At 47.0% G+C, this 22,773-nt stretch carries 18 protein-coding genes; 13 read left to right on the forward strand and 5 right to left on the reverse strand.

From position 1 onward, the window contains the following. Positions 1–630 precede the first annotated feature (630 nt). The 7 genes from tsaB to BMY63_RS10740 all read left to right on the forward strand — a co-directional run bounded on the left by tsaB (position 631) and on the right by BMY63_RS10740 (position 7,643). Entirely contained in the window at positions 631–1,335 is a 705-nt protein-coding gene (gene tsaB / locus BMY63_RS10710) for a tRNA (adenosine(37)-N6)-threonylcarbamoyltransferase complex dimerization subunit type 1 TsaB (protein WP_091916700.1), read from the forward strand. 43 nt (positions 1,336–1,378) lie between these two features. After that, entirely contained in the window at positions 1,379–1,975 is a 597-nt protein-coding gene (locus tag BMY63_RS10715) for a DUF4290 domain-containing protein (RefSeq protein WP_091899952.1), read from the forward strand. A gap of 9 nt (positions 1,976–1,984) precedes the next feature. Continuing rightward, positions 1,985–3,289, forward strand: a complete 1,305-nt coding sequence (gene murA, locus BMY63_RS10720; RefSeq protein ID WP_091899953.1) for a UDP-N-acetylglucosamine 1-carboxyvinyltransferase — start codon at positions 1,985–1,987, stop codon at positions 3,287–3,289. A gap of 2 nt (positions 3,290–3,291) precedes the next feature. After that, the gene (gene rimM, locus BMY63_RS10725) at positions 3,292–3,801 is read left to right on the forward strand and encodes a ribosome maturation factor RimM (protein ID WP_091916702.1); all 510 of its coding nucleotides are present in this window, start codon (positions 3,292–3,294) and stop codon (positions 3,799–3,801) included. Positions 3,802–4,127: 326 nt separating this feature from the next. Further along, entirely contained in the window at positions 4,128–5,291 is a 1,164-nt protein-coding gene (locus tag BMY63_RS10730; protein WP_091916704.1) for a 1-deoxy-D-xylulose-5-phosphate reductoisomerase, read from the forward strand. A 37-nt stretch (positions 5,292–5,328) separates the two neighbouring features. Continuing rightward, positions 5,329–6,714 carry an RIP metalloprotease RseP gene (gene rseP / locus BMY63_RS10735; protein WP_091899957.1) on the forward strand — a complete coding sequence of 462 codons (1,386 nt, stop codon included), beginning with the start codon at positions 5,329–5,331 and terminating at the stop codon, positions 6,712–6,714. Between the two features lie 17 nt (positions 6,715–6,731). Next, positions 6,732–7,643, forward strand: coding sequence for an AEC family transporter (locus tag BMY63_RS10740; RefSeq protein WP_091916706.1), 912 nt, complete (start codon positions 6,732–6,734; stop codon positions 7,641–7,643). On the opposite strand, the gene BMY63_RS10745 is transcribed toward BMY63_RS10740, so the two are convergent. Beyond that, positions 7,640–9,109, reverse strand: a complete 1,470-nt coding sequence (locus BMY63_RS10745; RefSeq protein ID WP_091916708.1) for a ComEC/Rec2 family competence protein — start codon at positions 9,107–9,109, stop codon at positions 7,640–7,642. The two genes, BMY63_RS10740 and BMY63_RS10745, sit on opposite strands and share 4 nt — an antisense overlap. 203 nt (positions 9,110–9,312) lie before the next feature. On the opposite strand from BMY63_RS10745, the gene BMY63_RS10750 reads away from it, so the two are divergent. Next, positions 9,313–10,329, forward strand: a complete 1,017-nt coding sequence (locus tag BMY63_RS10750; protein WP_091899960.1) for a TerC family protein — start codon at positions 9,313–9,315, stop codon at positions 10,327–10,329. Then, positions 10,326–11,390, forward strand: coding sequence for a M20 family metallo-hydrolase (locus tag BMY63_RS10755; RefSeq protein ID WP_091899961.1), 1,065 nt, complete (start codon positions 10,326–10,328; stop codon positions 11,388–11,390). The genes BMY63_RS10750 and BMY63_RS10755 overlap by 4 nt, the downstream gene beginning before the upstream one ends. Before the next feature lie 7 nt (positions 11,391–11,397). On the opposite strand, the gene BMY63_RS10760 is transcribed toward BMY63_RS10755, so the two are convergent. From BMY63_RS10760 to dut, 4 genes are all read right to left on the reverse strand, one after another. Next, positions 11,398–13,026, reverse strand: coding sequence for a peptidoglycan DD-metalloendopeptidase family protein (locus BMY63_RS10760; RefSeq protein ID WP_091899962.1), 1,629 nt, complete (start codon positions 13,024–13,026; stop codon positions 11,398–11,400). A 16-nt stretch (positions 13,027–13,042) separates the two neighbouring features. Continuing rightward, positions 13,043–13,906: a lipoprotein insertase outer membrane protein LolB1 gene (locus tag BMY63_RS10765; RefSeq protein ID WP_091899963.1), complete on the reverse strand. Its 864-nt coding sequence runs from the start codon at positions 13,904–13,906 to the stop codon at positions 13,043–13,045. After that, positions 13,903–15,513, reverse strand: a complete 1,611-nt coding sequence (locus BMY63_RS10770) for a tetratricopeptide repeat protein (protein WP_256219006.1) — start codon at positions 15,511–15,513, stop codon at positions 13,903–13,905. The genes BMY63_RS10765 and BMY63_RS10770 overlap by 4 nt, the downstream gene beginning before the upstream one ends. Positions 15,514–15,686: 173 nt before the next feature. Next, positions 15,687–16,124 carry a dUTP diphosphatase gene (gene dut, locus BMY63_RS10775; protein WP_091916724.1) on the reverse strand — a complete coding sequence of 146 codons (438 nt, stop codon included), beginning with the start codon at positions 16,122–16,124 and terminating at the stop codon, positions 15,687–15,689. 234 nt (positions 16,125–16,358) lie between these two features. On the opposite strand from dut, the gene dgt reads away from it, so the two are divergent. Genes dgt through BMY63_RS10795 form a run of 4 tightly spaced genes read left to right on the forward strand, consistent with a single transcriptional unit; the run spans position 16,359 to position 22,684 of the window. Beyond that, a complete protein-coding gene (gene dgt / locus BMY63_RS10780) occupies positions 16,359–17,696 on the forward strand; it encodes a dGTP triphosphohydrolase (RefSeq protein ID WP_091916976.1) in 1,338 nt (445 codons plus the stop codon). A 25-nt stretch (positions 17,697–17,721) separates the two neighbouring features. Then, complete coding sequence (gene miaB, locus BMY63_RS10785) at positions 17,722–19,062, forward strand: tRNA (N6-isopentenyl adenosine(37)-C2)-methylthiotransferase MiaB (RefSeq protein ID WP_091899966.1); 1,341 nt, start codon at positions 17,722–17,724, stop codon at positions 19,060–19,062. A 5-nt stretch (positions 19,063–19,067) separates the two neighbouring features. After that, entirely contained in the window at positions 19,068–20,894 is a 1,827-nt protein-coding gene (locus tag BMY63_RS10790) for an ABC transporter ATP-binding protein (protein ID WP_091899967.1), read from the forward strand. After that, positions 20,894–22,684, forward strand: coding sequence for an LTA synthase family protein (locus tag BMY63_RS10795; protein WP_091899968.1), 1,791 nt, complete (start codon positions 20,894–20,896; stop codon positions 22,682–22,684). The genes BMY63_RS10790 and BMY63_RS10795 overlap by 1 nt, the downstream gene beginning before the upstream one ends. The last annotated feature ends 89 nt before the right edge of the window (positions 22,685–22,773 follow it).

Consider the following 22,773-nt stretch of genomic DNA (forward strand, 5'->3'; position numbering starts at 1 on the left):
TGCATGTGTTAAGCCTGTAGCTAGCGTTCATCCTGAGCCAGGATCAAACTCTTCACTGTAAAAAATATCTTTATCCATTACGGAATGTTATCTGTCTCAGAACGACTATCCAGTATCAAGTAATTGTTTAAAAGAATAAACGGTTCGTTTCTTCTACCCAAGAGCATCACTACAATGCTCTCGCTTCTTGTACTACTTCTGTCTATGTAAATCTTTCAAAGAACTCTTTCTTTCGTCGCTTACAGAGGTCGTTTCCTCGTTAGCGGATGCAAAGGTACACACTTTTTCCGAACCACCAAAACTTTTCCAGGAAAAATTTCATTTTATATGCGAAATTTTTATCCCTCTTGACCAACATCAAGCACAAATGCAAGGCACACCTTATTATATATTATAGAGAGCCGACATATAACTTCTATCTGAGAGCACGACTAAGAACTGGCAGCCCCTCCCTTAGCCCTCTCCTGACACCGTTAATTTCTGATAATCGCTTGGAATTAACGAAAAAATTGAGTAACTTTGTGATAAAAGTCACGAAGTTGCTGTGTCTTGGGTAAAAAAGAAACAAGTTTCTTTGTTTTGCGCCCAACTTTTCGTAATTTTGCACCTTATTAATAAGAAGGTAATAACATGTCGACAATATTACACATAGAAACAAGTACGAACGCATGTTCTGTGGCGGTGTCGGAAGACACGCAGGTCATTTTCCAACAGGAAGACCACACGGGCCCAAACCATGCAGAGAAATTAGGTACGTTCGTTGACGAGGCACTCTCGTTTACCGACAACCATGCGATTCCATTCGATGCCGTAGCTGTGAGCTGCGGTCCCGGATCCTATACCGGACTACGCATCGGAGTCTCCATGGCCAAGGGTATCTGTTATGCCAGAGACCTGAAACTGATTGCCGTGCCTACGTTGGAATTGTTATGTGTGCCTGTCCTATTAGGTAAGATGAAAGACATGAAGGAACTCGAAGACGATGCCCTGCTCTGTCCGATGCTTGACGCCCGACGCATGGAAGTGTATGCCGCCATCTATGATCGTGCCCTAAGACCTGTGCGCGAGACCGGAGCCGACATCGTAGATGCAAACACCTATAGAGAGTATCTCGACCAGCATCCTGTCTATTTCTTCGGAAATGGAGCCGGGAAATGTATGGAGACCATCAATCACCCCAACGCCCATTATATCGACGGTGTCGAACCGTTGGCAAAATGGATGCAGCCTCTCGCCGACCGGCGCTGGCTGAATGGCCAGACAGAAGACGTGGCCTACTTTGTGCCCTACTATCTGAAGGATTTCGTGGCCAAAATGCCGAAAAAGTTGATTTAGCCATTGGTAGCCGGTTATTAAATAGAAAAAACAAAAAAGACATATGGACATCAAAGGATTAGATTACAACACCAAGCGCGAGAAACTCGCAATGCCGGAATACGGCAGGGAGATTCAGAAGATGATCGACCATGCCATCAGTCTGCCAGACAAGAAAGACCGGGAGAACTGCGCCAGAGCCATCATCAGAATGATGGAGACCAAAGCACCGCAGCCCAGAGACAATGCCGACTATGAGCAGACACTTTGGGATCATCTGTATCTGATGAGTCGTAAGCAGTTGGATATCGACTGGCCCTTCGACGTATCATCGGCAGAGAAAATCCTCAGCAAGCCCCGTCCGATGGCCCTGCCGAAGGACGGTGTCAGGCTTCGCCACTACGGTCGGCTTGTAGAAGAGCTCTTTGAGAAACTCAAGACCATGCCGAAGGGAGAAGAGCGCGACACGCTGACCCGTTATACAGCCAACCAGATGAAACGTGATTTGGCAACATGGGGGCACGGTTCCATGGATGACGAGCGGATAGCCAGCGATCTGGCGCATTTCACCGATGGCATCATCCAACTCGACCTCAACTCCTTCAAATTCGAGAAGGTCTCTGCTGCGGACGATAACAAAAGAAACAAGAAAAAAAGATAACGACAGCCTATGGCATCATTCACTATTGAGGGCGGGCATCTTCTGAGCGGAACCATCAAGCCGCAGGGAGCCAAGAACGAGGCATTACAAGTCATCTGTGCTTCGCTGTTGACAGATGAGAAGGTGGTGATTCGCAATATCCCAGACATCCGCGATGTCAACAACCTCATCCAACTTCTCCGCGACATTGGTGTGAAGGTCAACAGACTGTCGCACAGCGATTATGCCTTTCAGGCCGACGAACTGAACCTCGACTATCTGGAGAGCGACGCGTTTGTCAAGAGTTGCGCGGAACTGCGTGGCAGTGTCCTGATGATTGGTCCGCTGCTGGCCAGAATGGGCAAAGCTATCATCACACAGCCCGGCGGAGACAAGATCGGACGCAGAAGACTAGACACCCATTTCCTAGGTTTCAAGAAACTCGGTGCGAAGTTTAAGCATATCGAAGGACGCAGCGTCTATGAGATTGAGGCCCAGAAGTTGAAGGGCACTTTCATGCTACTTGACGAGGCCTCCGTCACGGGAACAGCTAACATCATTATGGCAGCTGTCTTTGCCAAAGGTACCACAACCATCTATAATGCGGCTTGTGAACCGTACATTCAACAGCTCTGTCATCTGCTCAACCAGATGGGAGCCAAGATCAGCGGTATCGCATCGAACCTGCTGACGATCGTCGGTGTTGATCGTCTGCACGGTGCCGATCATAAGATTCTACCAGACATGATTGAGGTGGGGTCGTTTATCGGTATGGCAGCCGTATGCGGCGATGGCATACGCATTCAGGATGTTTCCGTGAAAGACCTCGGTATCATCCCCGATGCTTTCCGTCGTCTCGGCGTGAAGATCAAGGTGGATGGTGATGATTTAGTTATCCCTCGTCAGAAACACTACGAGATACCTTCGTTTATCGACGGCACCATCATGACACTCGCCGATGCGCCCTGGCCAGGACTAACCCCCGACCTGCTTAGTGTTCTGATCGTTGTAGCTACTCAGGCACGCGGAAGCGTACTCTTCCATCAGAAGATGTTCGAGAGTCGACTGTTCTTTGTCGACAAACTGATTGACATGGGCGCACAAATCATCCTCTGCGATCCCCACAGAGCCGTTGTCGTCGGTCACGATCGGAAGATCACCCTCCGCGGCGGTCGCATGTCAAGTCCAGACATCCGTGCAGGCATCGCCCTACTGATTGCCGCCATGAGTGCCAACGGCACCAGTCGTATTGAGAACATCGAGCAGATCGACCGCGGCTACGAGAATATCGAAGCCCGTCTGAATGCACTTGGAGCGAGAATCAGGAGGAACTAACAGTGATCAAAAAAGAAGAAGTATACAAGATCGGTAAGCTCGGTAAAGGCCACGGTGTGAGAGGGGAGATTTCTTTTCTCTTTGATGATGATGTGTTTGACCGGACCGATGCCGACTACCTGATCCTTGACCTAGACGGAATCTTAGTGCCCTTCTTCATTGAGGAGTATCGTTTCAAGACTGACAGCAACGCCTTGATGAAGTTTGAGGGCATCGATACACTTGAGCGTGCAAAAGAACTGACGGGCTGCGACGTCTACTTTCCCCGAGAACTCGCCGATAGCGATGACGAGAGCATTTCTTGGGCGGCCATCGTAAGCTATGACATCATAGATGCAGACAGCAACCGCATCATCGGGCGCATTGCCTCTGTTGACGATTCTACCATTAACGCCCTCTTCTGCCTTGAGGACGGTCGTCTCATCCCTGCCTCCGAAGATATCATCACGGCTATCGACCAACAGAACCGTACTATCACCATGCGCATCCCCAAAGGTCTGCTCGACCTTTGAGCCGGTTCTATTTTCGTAGACCACTAGTAGTTTTTGCGGACGATTTTTTTTTGACCATTGTGGATATACAGGCCTTCTTCGTAGACTAAGCGATATGACAACCATTTAGAGTGTACGCGCATCATCGCTCTTCCATTTGAAAAAGATTAAATAGCCTATATCACTCTAACATTTTATCATTTCGTTTTTGCGCTGAATCTCAAAAGGAACATAATAAGGTGTATAAAGGCATGAATAAATAAGCAAAGAACCAAAGAAAACGCCTTTTTTTGATGGAATTGATATTTATTTTGTACCTTTGCAGTCAGATAATAAAAACAGAAACGATGAAAAATAAGAGACAGATAGCTATACTAGGCTCCACTGGATCAATCGGAACACAAGCTCTTGAAGTGATTGAGGAGCACAGTGACCTGTATGAGGTGTATTGTCTGACTGCCAACAACAAAGTTGACTTGCTTGCCAAGCAGGCCCATCAATTCAAGCCTGCAGCCGTTGTCATCGCTAACGAGGCCCGTTACGATGAACTGAAGTCGCTGATGAGCGATCTACCCGACGTGAAGGTCTATGCTGGAGCGCGAGCCCTTGACGAGATCGTAGAAGCAGAGCCTATCAACATGGTTCTGACAGCGATGGTAGGATTTGCCGGACTTTCGCCCACCATCCATGCCATTAAGGCAGGAAAGGCTATCGCCCTAGCCAACAAAGAGACGCTTGTCGTGGCCGGTGAGTTGATTCTCGCCCTCGCCCAACAATATCATACTCCCATTCTACCTGTTGACAGCGAGCACTCTGCTATTTTCCAGTGTCTCGTTGGTGAGGACCATAATCCGATAGAAAAGATCCTGCTGACAGCCAGTGGTGGTCCGTTCCGTCTGAAGACGATGGAGGAGATTGCTCACGTGACAAAGGCAGATGCTCTGCGCCATCCGACTTGGGATATGGGAGCAAAGATCACTATCGACTCTGCCTCAATGATGAACAAGGGCTTTGAGGTAATTGAAGCCAAGTGGCTTTTCGGTGTCGACGCCAAGCAGATCCAAGTGCTCGTCCATCCCCAGAGCATCGTCCACAGCGCCGTTCAGTTCCAGGATGGCAGCGTGAAGGCCCAACTCGGTGTACCCGACATGCGACTGCCAATCCAGTATGCCCTTTCGTTCCCGCGCAGGCTACCTCTGAGCGGTGACAAACTCGATCTCTTCGCAGCCCAAGATCTGGAATTCTTCGAGCCGGACCTAAAGAAATTCCGTTGTCTAGCTCTGGCTTTCGAAGCCATTGACAAGGGTGGAAACATGCCATGTATCGTCAATGCAGCCAATGAGATCGTGAACCGTGGTTTCCTCGAAGACAAGTGCAGTTTCCTGCAGATGGGTGACATTATTGCAGAAACGATGACACGTGCCACATTCGACAAGATGCCGACTTATGAGACATATATCGCGACCGACGCTGAGGCGCGCCGCATCGCCACAGAACTAATGAACAAATAACCACTTTTTCAGTAAACAGCAAACCATAAACAACAATATGGATATCTTTTTAATCAGATTATTACAATTCATGCTGGCCATCGGCCTGCTGGTACTGCTCCATGAGGGCGGTCATTTCTTCTTCGCCAAGCTTTTCGGTGTCCGCGTAGATAAATTCTATCTTTTCTTCGACCCGAGTATCTGGAAATGGGATGGCAGTCTTTTTAAGTGGAAGCCCAAGAACAGTGACACACAATATGGTATGGGTTGGCTACCCCTCGGCGGCTATTGCAAGATTGCCGGCATGATTGACGAGAGTTTTGATACTGAGCAGATGAAACAACCTGAACAGCCGTGGGAGTTCCGTTCCAAACCGGCCTGGCAGCGCCTGCTGATCATGATTGGCGGTGTACTTGTAAACTTCCTTCTCGCTCTGTTCATCTATTCCATGATTCTTTTCCACTGGGGCGACACCTACATCCCCGTGAAAGATATGACACTGGGTATGAAGTTCAACACCGAGGCCAAGGCTCTCGGCTTCCAAGATGGTGATATCCTCGTAGGCACTGACAAAGGTGCATTCAAGGATTTCTCCGCCGATCTCTACCGTGACCTATCTGAGGCCCACCGTGTAGACATCATCCGCGATGGCAAAGCGATGAGTCTTACACTTCCTGGCGACCTGAATCTCCTCGATATGCTGAAGACAGAGCCTCGCTTCGTCACTCCTATCACGCCCGCAGAAATCGACAGCGTGATAACTGACACACCAGCCTCAGAGATTGGCCTGCGCAAAGGCGACAAGATCCTCGCCATTAATGGTAAGGCCGTCGACAGCTATAATGAATTCACCGATCAAATTGGTGTACTCCAGGATATGCTGACGACAGCAAAGACCACCGCAGATAGTTTGAAGATACGCACGGTAACGCTCGTCGTCGACAAAGGAGAGCGCACTGATACGCTATGTACCACCCTTACCTCCGACCTGAAGGTTGGGTTCTTCGTAAAGAGTCTGGCCGGTCTCTACGAGCCCTTTACCCGTGAATACGGTTTCCTTGAAAGTTTCCCTGCCGGTATCAAATATGGCTGGAATGTACTTGCTGGTTATGTGGGTGACATGAAGTACGTATTTACTGCCGACGGTGCGAAATCACTTGGCGGCTTCGGAGCCATCGGCTCTCTCTTCCCACCAGTATGGGATTGGTATTTGTTCTGGAAGATGACGGCTTTTCTCTCAATTATCCTCGCTTTCATGAATATCCTACCGATTCCTGCGCTTGATGGTGGCCACGTACTTTTCCTTATCTATGAAATGATTACACGTCGTAAGCCGTCGGAAAACTTCATGATTCGCGCCGAATATGTTGGTTTCGGCATCTTGATACTTTTGATGGTCGTGGCGAACCTCAACGATATCCTTCGTTGGCTGGGGTATATGTAGTTGAGAAATAAAAGTTAATGGCTGATGTGATGATGACACTGTTTGCCATTGTTATCGTAGGATACGTGGCAGGCAAGTTGGGTTATCTGGGAGGTGATTTCGATAGACAGTTGTCAAGACTGGTGATTAACCTTACCTGTCCGGCACTTATTCTCTCGTCGGCCATGACGGGAGAGTTGCCTGACAGAAACTATATCCTGCCACTACTGTTGATCAGCGCAATCACCTATATCGTATTGACAGGTGTAGCCTTTCTCCTGCCACGCATTCTAACCAACAAGAGAGAAGACGAGGGAGCAATCGGCTTTGCCCTGATGTTCGGAAACGTTGGATTTATGGGCTATCCCGTAGTAGCATCACTCTTCGGGCACGAAGCAGTGTTCTATGCAGCCGTCCTAAACGTAGTAAACACCTTTGCCGTCTTTACCGTTGGCACCATACTCATCACAGGTAAGAATGCCGTCGAAGGACCACGTTTTCAGAAGAAGGTTCTCTACTCCACTCCGATGATAGCAGCTTACCTGACGATGGCGATTGTTGCTCTGGAAATCGATCATATTCCCCCCGCAGTCAGTCAACCACTGACCATGCTCGGAAATATCACCGTACCGGCCGCCCTACTCATTATCGGATCTTCGATGTCGAACCTTTCGTTCCGTACGATGCTCGGCAACCACACAGTCTATGCTACAACACTGTTCCGCCTGGCTATTCTCCCGATAGGTATTTACTATCTGTGCACATTACTGGGTTTTTCTACGTTCGTCGTAAACATCAATACGGTAGTCATCGCTATGCCCGTAGCCACCTACGGTACGATTCTATGTTTGAAGTACGGTCGTGACACAACGACGATTACCGAGGTAACTTTCATCACCACCTTACTCTCTATGCTGACAATTCCAGCCTTGGCAACGCTTCTTTTCTAAGAGCGATTGCATAGTCTGACGATCAGCAGATAGAGAGATGCCACAATCACATAGACCATCATCACCTGCAAAAGCGTTGGGTGAAGAGGACCCATGCTGGACCCTGGAACGGAGGCAATATATCGTAATACACTATGCAATATGCCGACCACATATAATAATATGTACGTGAAGGAAGGAACCAATAGTACAATAAGCGACAGATAAAGGATAAGCGTGGCTGCAGGTACGACGATAAAGTTTGTTGGTAGGAAGAATGTTGAGAAGTGACCGAAATAATAGGCGATGAGCGGTGCTACCCCAATCTGCGCGGCACAGGAGACAGACACCAGAGCCCATACCCATTTGGCTAAACGATGCGATTGCAGATATTCCCAAGAAAAGACCTCATCGAACAAGGGTAACCAAAGCAGGATAGCAAATACCGCCATGAACGACAATTGGAAACCAACGTCATAGAGCGACAAAGGATTCGCCATCAGCATCACAATGGCCGTAAAAGCCAGTGTATTAACCGACAACTTATCCCGGTGGCCTAACGACAACAACGCATAGAGACTCAACATCACAGCAGAACGTATAAGACTTCCCGACATACCTGTCAGAAAAACAAAAGCCCAAATGCTCAAGACTATCAGAAACTGCGATACAGTATGCCAACGTCGTCGTACTACCAACAACGACAGCAGGGTATAGATGATGCCAAGATGCAAACCACTCAAGGCCAGCACATGTGACGCTCCTGTCACGGAATAGAGATTCTTCACCTCGTTCGTTAATGACGACTTATCACCTAGTACCATGGCCGACACTACAGCATAGTGCTCATCAGTCAATCCCTGCGTCGCCAGATGCTGTAAAATACGACTACGTGATTTCAAGAACCCGAGTTGTGTTCGTTGCAGATACGAAAGATCCCTTAACGACACTTTTACTTTCCGCCAGTTCCAACTGGCAACGAACGTTGTGCCCACAAAGCCACGTTCTTCGAGGTAATGCCGATAGTTGAACCGTCCAATACGCCAATCACCAACACGTCTGATCCGTGACTGAATCCATAGACCGTCGCCGATATGCAACGATCGACTTCGCTTATCCTTATAAAGATAGCACTTGATTTTCCGACCATCTCGCACCAACATCACGTCAACAGCAGTGGTCTTCGGCTTTTCCATCGGCTCACTGAGCACCACCGCCTCATACTGCACCTGTCCGTCGGGCCATCTCACCTCGAGTGAGGCACGCTGCCGTTGCAGTAGCAACCATCCCAGAAGAACAAAACAGGCAGCGATTACCAGTGATTGCAAAGTAGCATATCGCCATAGCAACAAGGCAAGGACTACCATACCTACAAAGCAGAATGGAAGTACAGTCAACAACGGCACATGATGACCTAGCACAATTCCGACCATCAGACAAATAGCCAGGCGCAATAACGGACACGCTTTCAGAGGGTTGTTCTTCATAATGATTCAGATCTCGGTTTGCAAAGATACGGAAAGTCGAACGTAAAACAAAATATTCTCACACATTATTTGCTATTCCCCTCATTTTTCCGTAACTTTGCGATAGAAATCGCGAGGATACCTACACTCAGCAAAAAAAATAAGTGAACTTATTTTGTCCTGCTCACGTTTTTCCGTATCTTTGCCAGTAGAATGTAAATCAAATGGAAACAATAAATATGCCCCTATGGGCGTGGATTCTATTCTATGTTCTGGTGTTGATTATGCTATTGGCCGACTTGAAGATGTTCGCCAAGAAAGGACAGCATGAAGTCAGTATCTCCGAAGCATTAAAAATGACCGCTGTGTGGATTGGTGTGTCACTCATCTTCTGTGCAGGTATCTATATATTCTACCCCATTGATCCACATGAGAAAGCAATGGAGTTCCTTGCTGGTTATTTGATTGAAAAATCATTATCGATGGATAACCTCTTTGTTTTCCTAATGCTATTCTCTTTCTTCGGCATCAAACGAAAATATCAGCACGAAGTACTTTTCTGGGGAATATTCGGCGCCCTTATCCTACGAAGCATCTTCATCTTCGCGGGTACTGCGATGATTAGTCGTTTTGAGTGGATCCTCGGGCTCTTTGGAATCTTCCTAATATACACAGGCGTTAAGATGTTTAGTCATGAAGAAGATGAGCATGTAGACCCCTCGAAGAACATTTTTGTAAAAGTATTCAAGAATTTCTTCCCTGTGACCGACCAAATGCATGAAGATCATTTCTTCGTGACAGAAAGTGGCCGGCGGCTAGCCACTCCACTTTTCATCGCTCTCATTGTGATTGAGACGACTGACGTGGCCTTCGCCGTCGACTCTATCCCTGCAGTTTTCTCTGTGAGCCGAGATCCATTTATCGTACTCACATCGAATATCTTCGCCATTCTTGGACTCCGGGCTCTTTACTTTGCACTTGCGGCCATCGCGAGATATTTCACATACCTAAAATATGGTCTAGGCATCATACTCAGTTTTGTAGGTATCAAAATGCTACTGGCGATGGACGAATACATGAACGCATTCGGACAGCTTATCGGCATCAATCTAAGCATGCCGCATATAGAGGTGTCTACACCACTCTCGCTTGCCATCATCTTCGGCGTACTGGTTCTTTCCATGCTCCTATCGGTGATTGTGTCAAGAAGTAATAACAGAAATAATGACTTACCGACATGATAATCAAAGATTATACCAACGACGCAGTAGAATTGTTAAAAGAGCTCATTGCCATCCCCTCTATAAGCAGAGAGGAGACTAAGGCTGCTAATAAACTGTCAGAGTATCTGGAAAGGTGGGGATTGCCATACGGGCGGGAAGAGAATAATCTATGGGTGGGTTGCCCAGACTGGGATGAGAACCGTAAGACAATCATGTTGAACGCTCATATCGACACTGTGAGACCCGTCACATCGTGGACGCGTGATCCTTTTACGCCAACACAGGAAGCTGACGTCCTCTATGGCCTCGGCTCAAACGACTGTGGCGGAGGCCTTGTCGCCCTACTACAGGTCTATCGCATCATGTTGAACCGTCCGAGGAGCTACAACCTGCTGTGGGTTGCTTCAGCAGAAGAAGAGGTGTCGGGACAAAACGGCTTCAGTCGGGTACTTCCTCTTTTGCCTGAAATTGATGTGGCCATCGTCGGTGAGCCCACAGGCATGCAACCTGCCATAGCCGAAAAAGGCCTAATGGTCATAGACGGTTATGCTCATGGTATATCAGGACATGCTGCCAGAAACGAAGGAATAAATGCCATCTATGAGGCACTTGACGACCTATTATGGTTACGTGACTATCGCTTCCGCAAGAACAGCCCACTGCTGGGAGAGACTAAGATGACTGTAACAGTCATCGAAGGAGGTACACAGCATAATGTCGTACCAGACACTCTCCATTTTGTCATAGATGTTCGTCCCAATGAATACTACCAGAACGAGTATCTGTTTGAGTTCCTCCGTAACAAGATGAAGAAATGCGAACTGAAGGCCCGCTCTTTCCGTCTTCACTCATCAAGCATCTCTGCCGATCACCCATTAGTCAAGAGATGCATAGACTACGGGATGAAACCTTTCGGATCCCCGACATTGAGTGATCAGGCACTAATGCCTTTCCCTTCGTTTAAGTTAGGCCCTGGCTCATCAAGCCGCTCACACTCTGCCGACGAGTTTATCAAAATCTCCGAGATTGAACAAGCAATAGAGACCTACGTATCTCTTTTGCAGGGGTTGGTATTATAAGCACTTTTTATCTAGCCAGCCAAGACTCGGGATTTAATTTGGCATTTCCCTTACGTAACTGGAACTGCATGAGACCATCTGAGCCTAACCTTCCAATCGTCTGGCGTGTACTGACTTTCTGTCCACGACTGACGCTGACAGATGCCAGATCACAATAGACAGAGAGATAGCTACCATGGCGGATGATAACAACCGTAGTACCTCCATAGCCGAATACTGCACTGACCTCGCCGTCAAAAACGCAGCGTACTGGAGCACCAGGTTGTCCCTTGATGTCAATACCCTTCTTATCAAGTGTCACATGTCCCTTGACATCCGTAACATTATTGGTACCGAAACGATACACGATCTTATAACTGCCAACAACTGGCATTGGAAGACGACCACGATTATTCTCAAAGTTACCACTAAGTCGACGGTCTTCGGTAGAAACAGTATAATCAGGTGTAGTAGATTTCTTGGCTTCCGCCACTTCACGTTCATGAGCTATTTTCTCTGTCGCAGCTTTACGCTCAGCAGCCAAGCGGGCTCTCTCTGCCTCCCGGGCAGCACGTTCAGCGACGGCTTTCTCGGCAGCACTTTTCTGAGCTGCAGCTCGGGCATCAGCCTTAGCCTTTTCCTCATGAGCCTTAGCTTCTGCAACACGACGGGCATTCTCTCTTTCTGCAGCCTCAGCAGCAGCTTTCTTCCGAGCCAATTCTTCTGCTCGTTTTTTTGCGGCCTCCTCTGCAGCCCTGCGTTTTGCCTCTGCTTCAGCACGTGCTTTCGCTCGAGCAATCTCCTCTGCAATCATTCGGTCAATCTGTGCATTCAGCTCCGCATCGCGTTTCTTCTGTTTTCCAAGAATATCTTGAATGGCTTTTTGTTGCTTCTTCAGAGATTGCACAACATTCTGCTGCTCCACCTGTTTATTTTCCAGCGACTTCTTCTCCTGTTCTCCCCGATAAAGCAGATCATTCTTCTGTCGTTTGGCGGAAGTCAACTCATCATAAGTCTCTTGTACCTGCATCTGCATCGATTTCACAGCCTCGCCCTGAGCCTGTTGATATCTAGCATAATCACGGACAAAGCGTAGACGACGATACATCTGGGAGAAACTATTAGCACTGAATACAAACATCATCTGACTCTGGATGTCTCTATTACGATACATATAGTTCAGGGATTTCCTGAAACGTTGCTTCCGATCTTGCAACTCTTTCTCCAGATTCTTCAACTGGATACGGAGCAAATGGATGTTGTCATCAAGTTTGGTGATATCGTGACGGATGGTATCAATCGCCCTACGCTTATCAGCAATCTCATTGTTAATAACGAGCAGTGTTTGCAGACGTTTCTTCACATCCCGTTCATTAGCCTGTAGGCGCCGCTCCTGTTCTTTGATCTGTCGACGAACACGTTCCTGTTCACTTTTCAGTCCTTTGACCGTAACAGGTGTACTTTTCTTCGGCGTTGTGGTCTTTGGGGTTGCAACCTTCTTCGCAGAAGCCGTTTTTTTGACAGACGTCGTTTTCTTGACAGGACGAGACGACTTAGTGGTGGTTGTCCTACGCTGAGCAGACGTTTTCCTTGTCTGCTGTGCCGGAGCAACCGCCACTAAGCTAACCAGAATCCAGAGGACGAACAGTCTCTTCACTCCTATTCTGTCTTATTTAAAGGGCCATAAAACGGCGCAGAATTTCGTCAACGGTAACTTCACGATATTTATTAGAAATCTCCGTACGTGTCTCCCATTCCGTGTCAGACCCAACATAATTCAATGTCATATTCAGTTTCACCTCCTTGTCCGGTGTCGTTAAGACAATTCCTGACTTCTTCGGGAACATCTTCTTATTTACCATTTCGAACTGGTCATAGTCCCAGTTCAGTTGGGTATTGCCGTTGAAACGATCCTTATAGAGGATATTGGCCATTTTAATCAACGCATTCTTCTTACTGGCAAGCCAGCTATAATCCATCTTTCCCTCGGTAAGACTGATAATCATATCATCGCCACTTTCTAAGGTAGAGTAAACTGTCCCACTAGAATTGGCAGAATGTTGCTTCTGAGCACGTCCTTCATTGGGTTTGAAGAGTTCGTTCCAGAAGAGCGCCTGCAGAGTATTGAAGTTTAGGCCACTATTTCGCAGGAAATCCACTGACATATATGGCGTCTTCAAATACTGTTTGTTAATACGGTCCATGATGAGCACATAGTCTTTTGTCAGTTCTATACGTCCAGCTTCAACGAAACCGAACGCCATCAACTGAAGACGGATAACATCATCGCGTTTCATTTTCAGATTACCGGTAAGGGTCAACTTCTGGGGCCCCACCTCGACAGAGAACTTCACTTTCGAAGTAATGAACTTAGTTGTCTGCGCATTGTCCTGCACACTTGAGATAAAGTGTGCGCCCTCGGTTTGCTCTGGAGAGAGTGTAACAGGGCCCTGAACCACTTTCTTGTGAGAACCACAAGAGACAAGCACTAACGGTAAAGCCAAAACGGCCACTCTTACAATACTGGACAGTTTCATTCTTTTAGATATTTTTTGAGTTTTATTTTCCGATTCAACAATGGATCATCCGGCTTCTGCTGTTGAGCATCACGCCAGAGAGAAAGAGCACGGTCCATGTCCTTGTTCTGAGCATAGATATCTCCTGCATGTTCGATGATGACTGCATTGCCAAGCGTATCCTCCATATTTTGTAACGCCTGATCAATATATATTTTTGCCTCCGTATATCGTTCCTGCATAAACAGAATCCACGCATAAGTATCGAGATAGGTCGCATTCTTCGGCTCCGCTTTCACTGTCTTATAGCTCATTTCCTCGGCTTTGTCCAACTGTTCGCCTCGTTCACTCAAATAATAGGCATAGTTGTTTAGACAGCCAAAATTGTCAGCCTTCCACTGTAGACAAGAGTCGTATGCGGCAAACGCCTCTTGAGCCATTCCTTTTTGATGAAGCACATCTCCCATCACGGCATAAAAGTCAGAAACAATCATCGGGTCGCTCTCCTCATTGATGACACCGATACCATTCTGAAAGGCAGACAAAGCACCGTCAAGATTATCCTTTTTATAATAGGCAATCCCTTGGTAATAGTAGAATGCCATCTCATCGGGATTATATTGTCGGGCATCCTGACACAGGGAGATGACGCGATCCATATCCTCTGCATCCCATGCATAACCTACTAACTGTAAACGAGCGGCAGCATTGTCTGGGGTCATCTCCAACACCTTCTCCAAGACAGGACGTATACTATCACGAGGCATCCTTTTCGCATTCATGTAAGATGCATAAAGAACAGCCATATCTGTATCAGAAAGTGGCTGAGCCAACATCATGCGGAAAAGGTTTAGGATATGTGTACTATCACCTCCAGCAGCCTCATTAGCAGAAATCTCCTGTCGCAGCAGGCGAACCTTTTCCTCTGTCGTAGCATTCCTATTCAGTAGTACACGTTTCGTCAGAGAGTCTGCAACCTCTGTATGACCAAGCGCCTGATGATAAGTACGCAATGACAGAAGTACCCTATTATTATCAGGTTCTTGTTTTAGGACACGGTCGTAGATGCCTAACGCCCGTTTCAGTTGCCCATTCATCATCAGCGTCTCTCCATACATCACCATATAATTAAGGTCATTAGGATACTGCTTCGATAGGGCTGCTATCTCAGCTACTGCTGCCTTTTTATTACCCATTCGGGTATATATCTCACTCTTGGCCACCGACAGACGTTCACTTTTCCCGTCTATCTGTTCCATCCGCTCCAATACACGGATAGCCTTTGCATAATCGTTTTCTTGCTGGTACAGTTGGAAGAGCATCTCCAACAATCCCTCTTGGTCCTTATTGCGTTCATATAGCCCTTCAATAACTGCGATAGCATTCGCATAGTCTTGTTGACGGATATATGCTTGTGCCAACGTTTCCATATAGGTCTCGTTACCAGGCGACAACTCTGCTGCACGTTTGATGCATGCCATGGCCTTGTCGGCATTCTTCAGGGCACTATAATATTGTGAGATATAGTACCACGCCTCCGCTGCATCTGGCCGGATTTCCAAACAATGACGCAGAAGATCAAACACAGCATCGTTATTTCCTTTCTGCCGCTGAACCATAGCCTCCATAAAGAACTGGTCATAGGACTGCTCCTGGGCAGATATTTTAAGGAGAGAAATGTAAGAAAAAAGAAAAGCCACGCATAGCAACAGCCGAATAGCCCACGGCCTTCCGCAAATCACTATGCCTTTCATCTTACAACGATTACTCATTCTTTCCTTGAGTTTCTCACTCCCTTATTTCATTTCACACCAGTATGACCGTAACCTCCTTCGCCACGCTCAGTTTCATCAAGCACATCAACAGGCATGAAAGAGCCTTGTTCATGACGGGCAATGACCATTTGTGCAATACGTTCTCCATCGTTGACAACAAAATCCTCCTGTGACAGATTGATGAGCAGCACACCTACCTCACCACGATAGTCAGCATCGATAGTACCAGGAGAGTTCAGCACTGTAATACCCTTCTTCAGTGCCAGTCCACTACGTGGTCGGACCTGTGCTTCATACCCCATAGGCAGAGCGATGTGCAGCCCTGTCGGAATCAACTTGCGCTCCATAGGCTTCAACAGCACAGGTTCTTCCAAATTAGCACGCAAATCCATACCAGCGCTCTGCGTCGTGGCATATTGCGGCAGAGGTTGGTGCCCTTTATTGACAACTTTTATCTCCAGCATTTCGTTAATTTCTTGTTTTATTAATGTGCAAAGTTAATGTTTTTACCGCAGATTACGACGATTACGGTCATTTATTTTTCATTTTTTCGTTAATTTCTGCGAAATAAGCTTTGCCATTTGGTTTTTTGCTTACTTATTCGTACCCTTGAACTGCGTTCGAAAGTACCATCATTCGGAAAACACCAAATAAATTTGGTTTTTCGCTCACTTATTCGTACCTTTGCATTCAATATGATGGACTGGCAACGACTGATTTCAAATAAAAGACTCGGACAAGAACATCGCCACCCCGAGCGCCATGATGACCGGACGGAGTTCAAGCGTGACTACGACCGGCTGATTTTCTCAGCTCCTTTCCGTCGTTTGCAAAACAAAACTCAAGTTTTCCCTCTGCCAGGCAGCATATTCGTGCATAACCGTCTGACCCATTCTTTGGAAGTTGCCAGCGTAGGTATGTCTTTAGGCAATGATGTTGCACTACAACTAAGCAAGAGGCATCCGGAACTGAGAGACACGCTCTTTCAGGAAATCGGGCAGATAGTTGCTACGGCCTGTCTGGCGCACGACATGGGGAATCCACCTTTCGGTCATAGCGGTGAAAAAGCAATTCAAGCATTCTTTACAGAGGGCGCTGGCAGTGATCTACAACGTGAGGTCAGTCCAACATTCTGGAACGATGCCATCCACTTCGAAGGAAACGCCAATGCTTTCCGTCTACTCACCCATCAATTCAAGGGTCGACGACCTGGCGGTTTCGTTATGACCTATTCCACCCTTGCCAGTATCGTAAAATACCCGTTTTCATCTTCTGTAGCAGGCAAGAAAGGAAAGTTCGGGTTCTTCGATACAGAGAAAGAGGAATACCGGAAAATTGCAGATGAGCTAGGCATTATCTGCCTATCAGAAATTGGGGCTCCTCTGAGATATGCGCGTCACCCCCTGGTCTACCTTGTAGAAGCAGCCGATGACATCTGCTATGAGATTATGGATATCGAGGATGCCCATAAGTTAAAGATTCTCTCGTTCGATGAGACGATGGACCTTTTACTAGCGTTCTTTGATGAAGACGACCGACAGAAAATCCTTCGGCGTATCGACGATGAGCACGTCACTGATCCCAACGAGAAGGTGGTATACCTGCGTGCCTGTGTTATCGGGAAATTGGAAAACGAATGCGTCAAAGTGTTTGTCGAGCTCGAAGACGAAATTCTTAATGGTACGTTTATAGGCAGTCTTATCGACCATATCGGTTCATTACAAAAAGAAGCTTACAAACGTTGTAGTAAAGTGTCGCTAAAACGAATCTACAAGAGCAAGCCCGTTCTAGATGTCGAACTATCAGGTTATCAGATCATGCAAACATTGATGCAGCAGTTCATAGGTGCAGCCGTCCATCCGGAACGATTCTACTCCCAACACCTTATCAGTCGTGTATCGAACCAATACGACATCGAATCACAGAAACTGGAGACACGTCTGATGGCCGTTATCGATTATATCAGCGGCATGACAGATGTATATGCCCTTGATGTCTACCAGAAAATCAATGGCATCTCCTTGCCAATTGTGTAATTACATCAAATAAGAAGAAGGAAAAATGAAGAAACTATATATAGAAACGTATGGCTGCCAGATGAATGTGGCAGACTCGGAGGTAGTTGCCTCTGTCATGAAGATGGCAGGCTATGAAACCACCGAGGAATTGAATGAGGCCGATGCCGTCTTCTTGAACACGTGCTCGGTAAGGGATAATGCTGAACAGAAGATCTATCACCGATTAGAGGCACTTGACGCAGAGCGCAGACACAGACAGAAAGCCGGCGTATCTACAAAGCATTTGATTATCGGCGTATTAGGATGTATGGCCGAACGGGCACAACAAGATCTGTTGGAAAATCACCATTGTGATCTTGTGGTAGGACCGGATGCCTATCTCTCGTTACCAGACCTGATTGCTCAGGCTGAGACAGGGCATAAGGCTATGAACATCCAACTCTCGACATCGGAAACATATAAGGACATAGTTCCTCAACGTATCGGACTGGGACATAAAATAGGTGGTTTTGTGAGCATCATGCGTGGCTGTAATAACTTCTGCCACTATTGTATTGTACCTTACACCCGAGGCCGTGAGCGTAGTCGCGACGTGGAAAGTATACTTCGAGAGGCCAGAGACCTACGTGACCGCGGCTTTAAGGAGGTGACGCTACTAGGACAAAACGTCAACTCCTATGCCCGACCAGACCATCCGGAGACGCCAGATTTCCCAGCATTGCTACGTAGAGTGGCAGAAGAAGTTCCTGAGATGAGAGTACGATTCACGACTTCACACCCCAAGGATATGAGCGACGAAACATTACGCGTGATTGCTGACATGCCCAACGTATGTAAGCACATCCATCTGCCCGTACAAAGCGGAAGCGACAAGATTCTTAAACTGATGAATCGCAAATACACCCGTGAATGGTATATGGACCGTGTGGCTGCCATCCGTCGCATCATCCCAGACTGCGGACTCTCGACCGACATCTTTGTGGGTTATCATAATGAAACAGAAGAGGATCATCAGCTCTCGCTTTCACTGATGCGCGAAGTGGGCTATGATTCAGCCTTCATGTTCAAGTACTCCGAGCGTCCTGGCACTTACGCTTCAAAACATCTACCCGATAACGTGCCAGAAGAAGAAAAAATTCGTCGTTTGAACGAATTAATTGCGCTCCAGACTGAGATCAGTGCCATTCAAAACAAAAAAGACGAAGGAAAAGAGTTTGACGTGCTTGTAGAGGGATTCTCGAAACGTAGCCGTGAGCAACTCTGCGGACGTACAGAACAAAATAAGATGGTGGTGTTCAACAAGGGCAACCACCACATCGGAGAAATTGTCCGAGTTAAGATAACAGGATCCACTAGTGCCACATTGTTTGGAGTTGAAAGTTGATAGCTATGAAAGAGTTTCTACGTGTATTACGGCGGTTTGTCCCACCCTATAAGAAATATCTGGTGTTGTCGATCATCTTCAACATCCTCTCTGCTGTTCTTAATATCTTTTCGTTTGCTGCCCTGATTCCCATTCTCCAGATTCTGTTCCAGACAGGCGATACCGAGGCGGCAACCACATTGATGGCGTGGGACTGGGGTAACATACAGGCTGTTCTGATGAATAACTTGAACTATTATGTCACACAACTCATTGCCAGCTATGGACAAACGACGACCCTCCTGTTTATCGGACTATTTCTTGCATTGACCACAGCCATGAAGACAGGAGCCTACTTCCTATCGTCAGCTACCATTATCCCCATTCGTACAGGTGTGGTACGTGATATCCGGAATCAACTATACAAAAAAATCACATCACTTCCGTTGGGATTCTTTTCTGAGGAACGAAAGGGTGATATCATTGCCCGAATGAGCGGTGACGTGCAGGAGGTGGAGTCGAGCATCATGTCGAGCCTTGATATGCTGTTCAAGAACCCGATTCTCATCGTCGTTTATTTCGCCACCCTCCTGTTCGTATCATGGCAGCTCACCCTATTCACCATTGTCTTTGTACCGATTTTCGGGTGGTTCATGGGATTTGTCGGTAGGAAACTGAAGCAGAAAAGTATCAAGGCACAGGCTTTGTGGAGCGACACAATGAGTCAGGTGGAAGAGACACTAGGTGGATTACGCATCATCAAGGCTTTCTGTGCCGAAGAGAAAATGAACACACGTTTTGACCGTGTGAATTCCGCCTATCGCAATGACATTATGCGCGTAAATATCCGTCAGTCGATGGCACACCCGATGAGTGAATTCCTTGGAACACTCATGATTATTATTGTACTCTGGTTCGGTGGCATTCTCGTACTGACCAGTCATGCAATTACGGGACCGACCTTCATCTACTACATGGTCATTCTTTATTCGATTATCCAGCCGTTGAAAGACTTCTCCAAGGCTGGTTATAACATTCCCAAAGGATTGGCATCAATGGAGCGTATCGACAAGATTCTGATGGCAGAAAACACCATCACAGAAATCTCTCAACCCATACATATCTCCAGTTTCGGTCATCAAATAGAGTTCCGTAACGTATCGTTCCGCTATGGTGATACATGGGTATTGCGCGATATCAACCTTATTATCCCCAAGGGCAAGACCATTGCACTCGTCGGACAGAGCGGTTCAGGAAAATCGACGCTTGTAGACCTAATACCGCGATACTATGATGTCCAAGAAGGCGAAGTAATGATAGATGGCATCAATGTGAAGGACCTAGGTATCCATGACCTACGCCAACTTATCGGCAACGTGAACCAAGAGGCAATTCTTTTCAACGATTCATTCAGAAATAATATATCTTTCGGCGTGGAGAACGCCACACAAGAACAGATTGAAGAGGCTGCACGTATCGCCAATGCCTATGACTTTATCACACAATCGGAACAGGGTTTCGAAACGAATATTGGTGACCGGGGCGGTCGACTCTCTGGTGGACAGCGCCAACGTGTGTCTATCGCACGAGCCATCCTAAAGAACCCGCCAATTCTAATCCTTGACGAGGCGACCTCTGCCCTCGACACTGAGAGTGAACGACTGGTTCAGGATGCATTGGAGCGTTTGATGAAGACACGCACGACTGTGGCAATCGCCCATCGTCTGTCAACCATCAAAAATGCCGACGAAATCTGCGTCATCCACGAGGGAAAAATCGTAGAGCGCGGTACTCATGATAGTCTGCTGACTTTTGATGGTTATTACAAGAAACTGCATGATATGCAAAGCTGATGAGACAACGACTGATCTATCTGGTTAAGACCTATTTATTGACGATACTACTATTTGTTATCGCTAAGATTGCCTTCATGTTACTCAACCATGATGGACACTCTTTCACGGTGAAAGATATGGTAGATGTCATCTGGCATGGCCTCACGCTTGATCTTTCTACCAGTCTCTACCTGCTGATTATACCTTTTCTGGTAACAATCGTATCTATCTGGAGGGAAAGCAAGTTGCTCATCAAGATTCTGAGATTCTACTACAGCATCATCGCCTTTGCATTGATTCTTGCCTTCGTTACTGACACTAGTCTGTATCCTTTCTGGGGTTTCAAGCTCGACGCCACTTGTCTGCAATATCTTGAGACACCAGCCGAGGCGAAAGCAAGTGTATCGGGATTATATATGGCCATACGGATCATTATCCTAATGATAGGTACGGTCCTGATTTACCGTCTCTACAAGTCTATTCCATATGAAACTAAATTGCCAAACCACAAAAGTGCTGTACTCATAGGAGATTTGGTTCTCATTCCACTTTTCATCATTGGTATCCGAGGAGGTCTGGGTGAGTCAACGACGAACATCGGTCAGGTATATTATTCACAAGATCAGTTCCTTAACCACTCTGCCGTTAACCCTGTATTTAGTTTTCTGTATTCCCTAAGCCATACGATGGGAAATATAGATCAGTATCAGTTCATGGACGATAACGAGTGTCAGACCCTGACCAACACTGTTTATACCACGGAAAGTATGCTGACAGATACGCTTCTAACGACCAGCCGTCCCAACGTGGTAGTCATTCTGTTGGAGAGTTGCGGCGAGCAATTTAGGAATGTCATGCCCTATCTCCAGAAACTGAAACGGGAAGGCATCTGGTTCTCCAACTGTTTTGCGAACTCATGGCGCACCGACCGCGGCACCATCGCCACCTTAAGCGGCTATCCATCATTTCCATCGCTATCGGTCATGAAGATGCCACAGAAGAGTCGTACATTACCAAGCATCGCTAGGAGCCTGCAGAAAGAAGGCTATAAGACAAGCTATCTCTATGGAGGTGATATCAACTTCACCAACATGCGCGGCTACCTGATTAGCACAGGATGGGAACAATTGAGATGGAAGGATGATTACTCCAAGGAGGAGCAGGGCACTGCACAATGGGGCGTCCGCGATGATATCACCTTCGGGACACTGTTGCATCTGATCAAGGAAACACCAGCACCCTACTTAATCGGTTACTCTACGCTGAGCAGTCACGAGCCTTGGGATGTGCCGACGAAAAAACATACAGACGAGGTACAGAATGCGTTCGCCTACCTTGACGATTGTCTAGAAAATTTCATCGAATCACTCCGTCAGACACCAGCATGGGATCATCTGCTCGTTATTATGGTAGCAGACCATGGGGTCAACCACCACGATATAGATCAGTCCAAGCCACTCTTGAAGAACCATATTCCGATGTTATGGGTGGGTGGTGCTGTTAGAGAACCACGCATCATCGGACATATCTGTAACCAGACGGATTTGGCAGCGACACTTCTTGGACAGATGCAGTTAAGTCACGACGATTTTGCTTTCAGTCGTGATATCATGAGCAGTACCTATCATTACCCGACAGCCGTCAACAATTACAACAACGCTCAGTTGCTCATTGACAGTACAGGCTATATCCTCTACGATTTCGACGCTCGCCAGTTCAGCATCAGGCAAAGTTCTGATGCCGACCGACTACAACGTCTAAATCAAGCTATTTTACAACGTACCACCAACGACCTCAAAGTTCGATAAATGAAGGATCAATTATCTTTGGACGCATAATCGCAGGAAACAAATATGTGAAGGGCATAAGGCTAAAACCAAGGGTGAGAAGGAAGAAT

Origin of the sequence: Prevotella aff. ruminicola Tc2-24 (genome assembly GCF_900110895.1) — a bacterium.
Lineage (GTDB): Bacteria > Bacteroidota > Bacteroidia > Bacteroidales > Bacteroidaceae > Prevotella.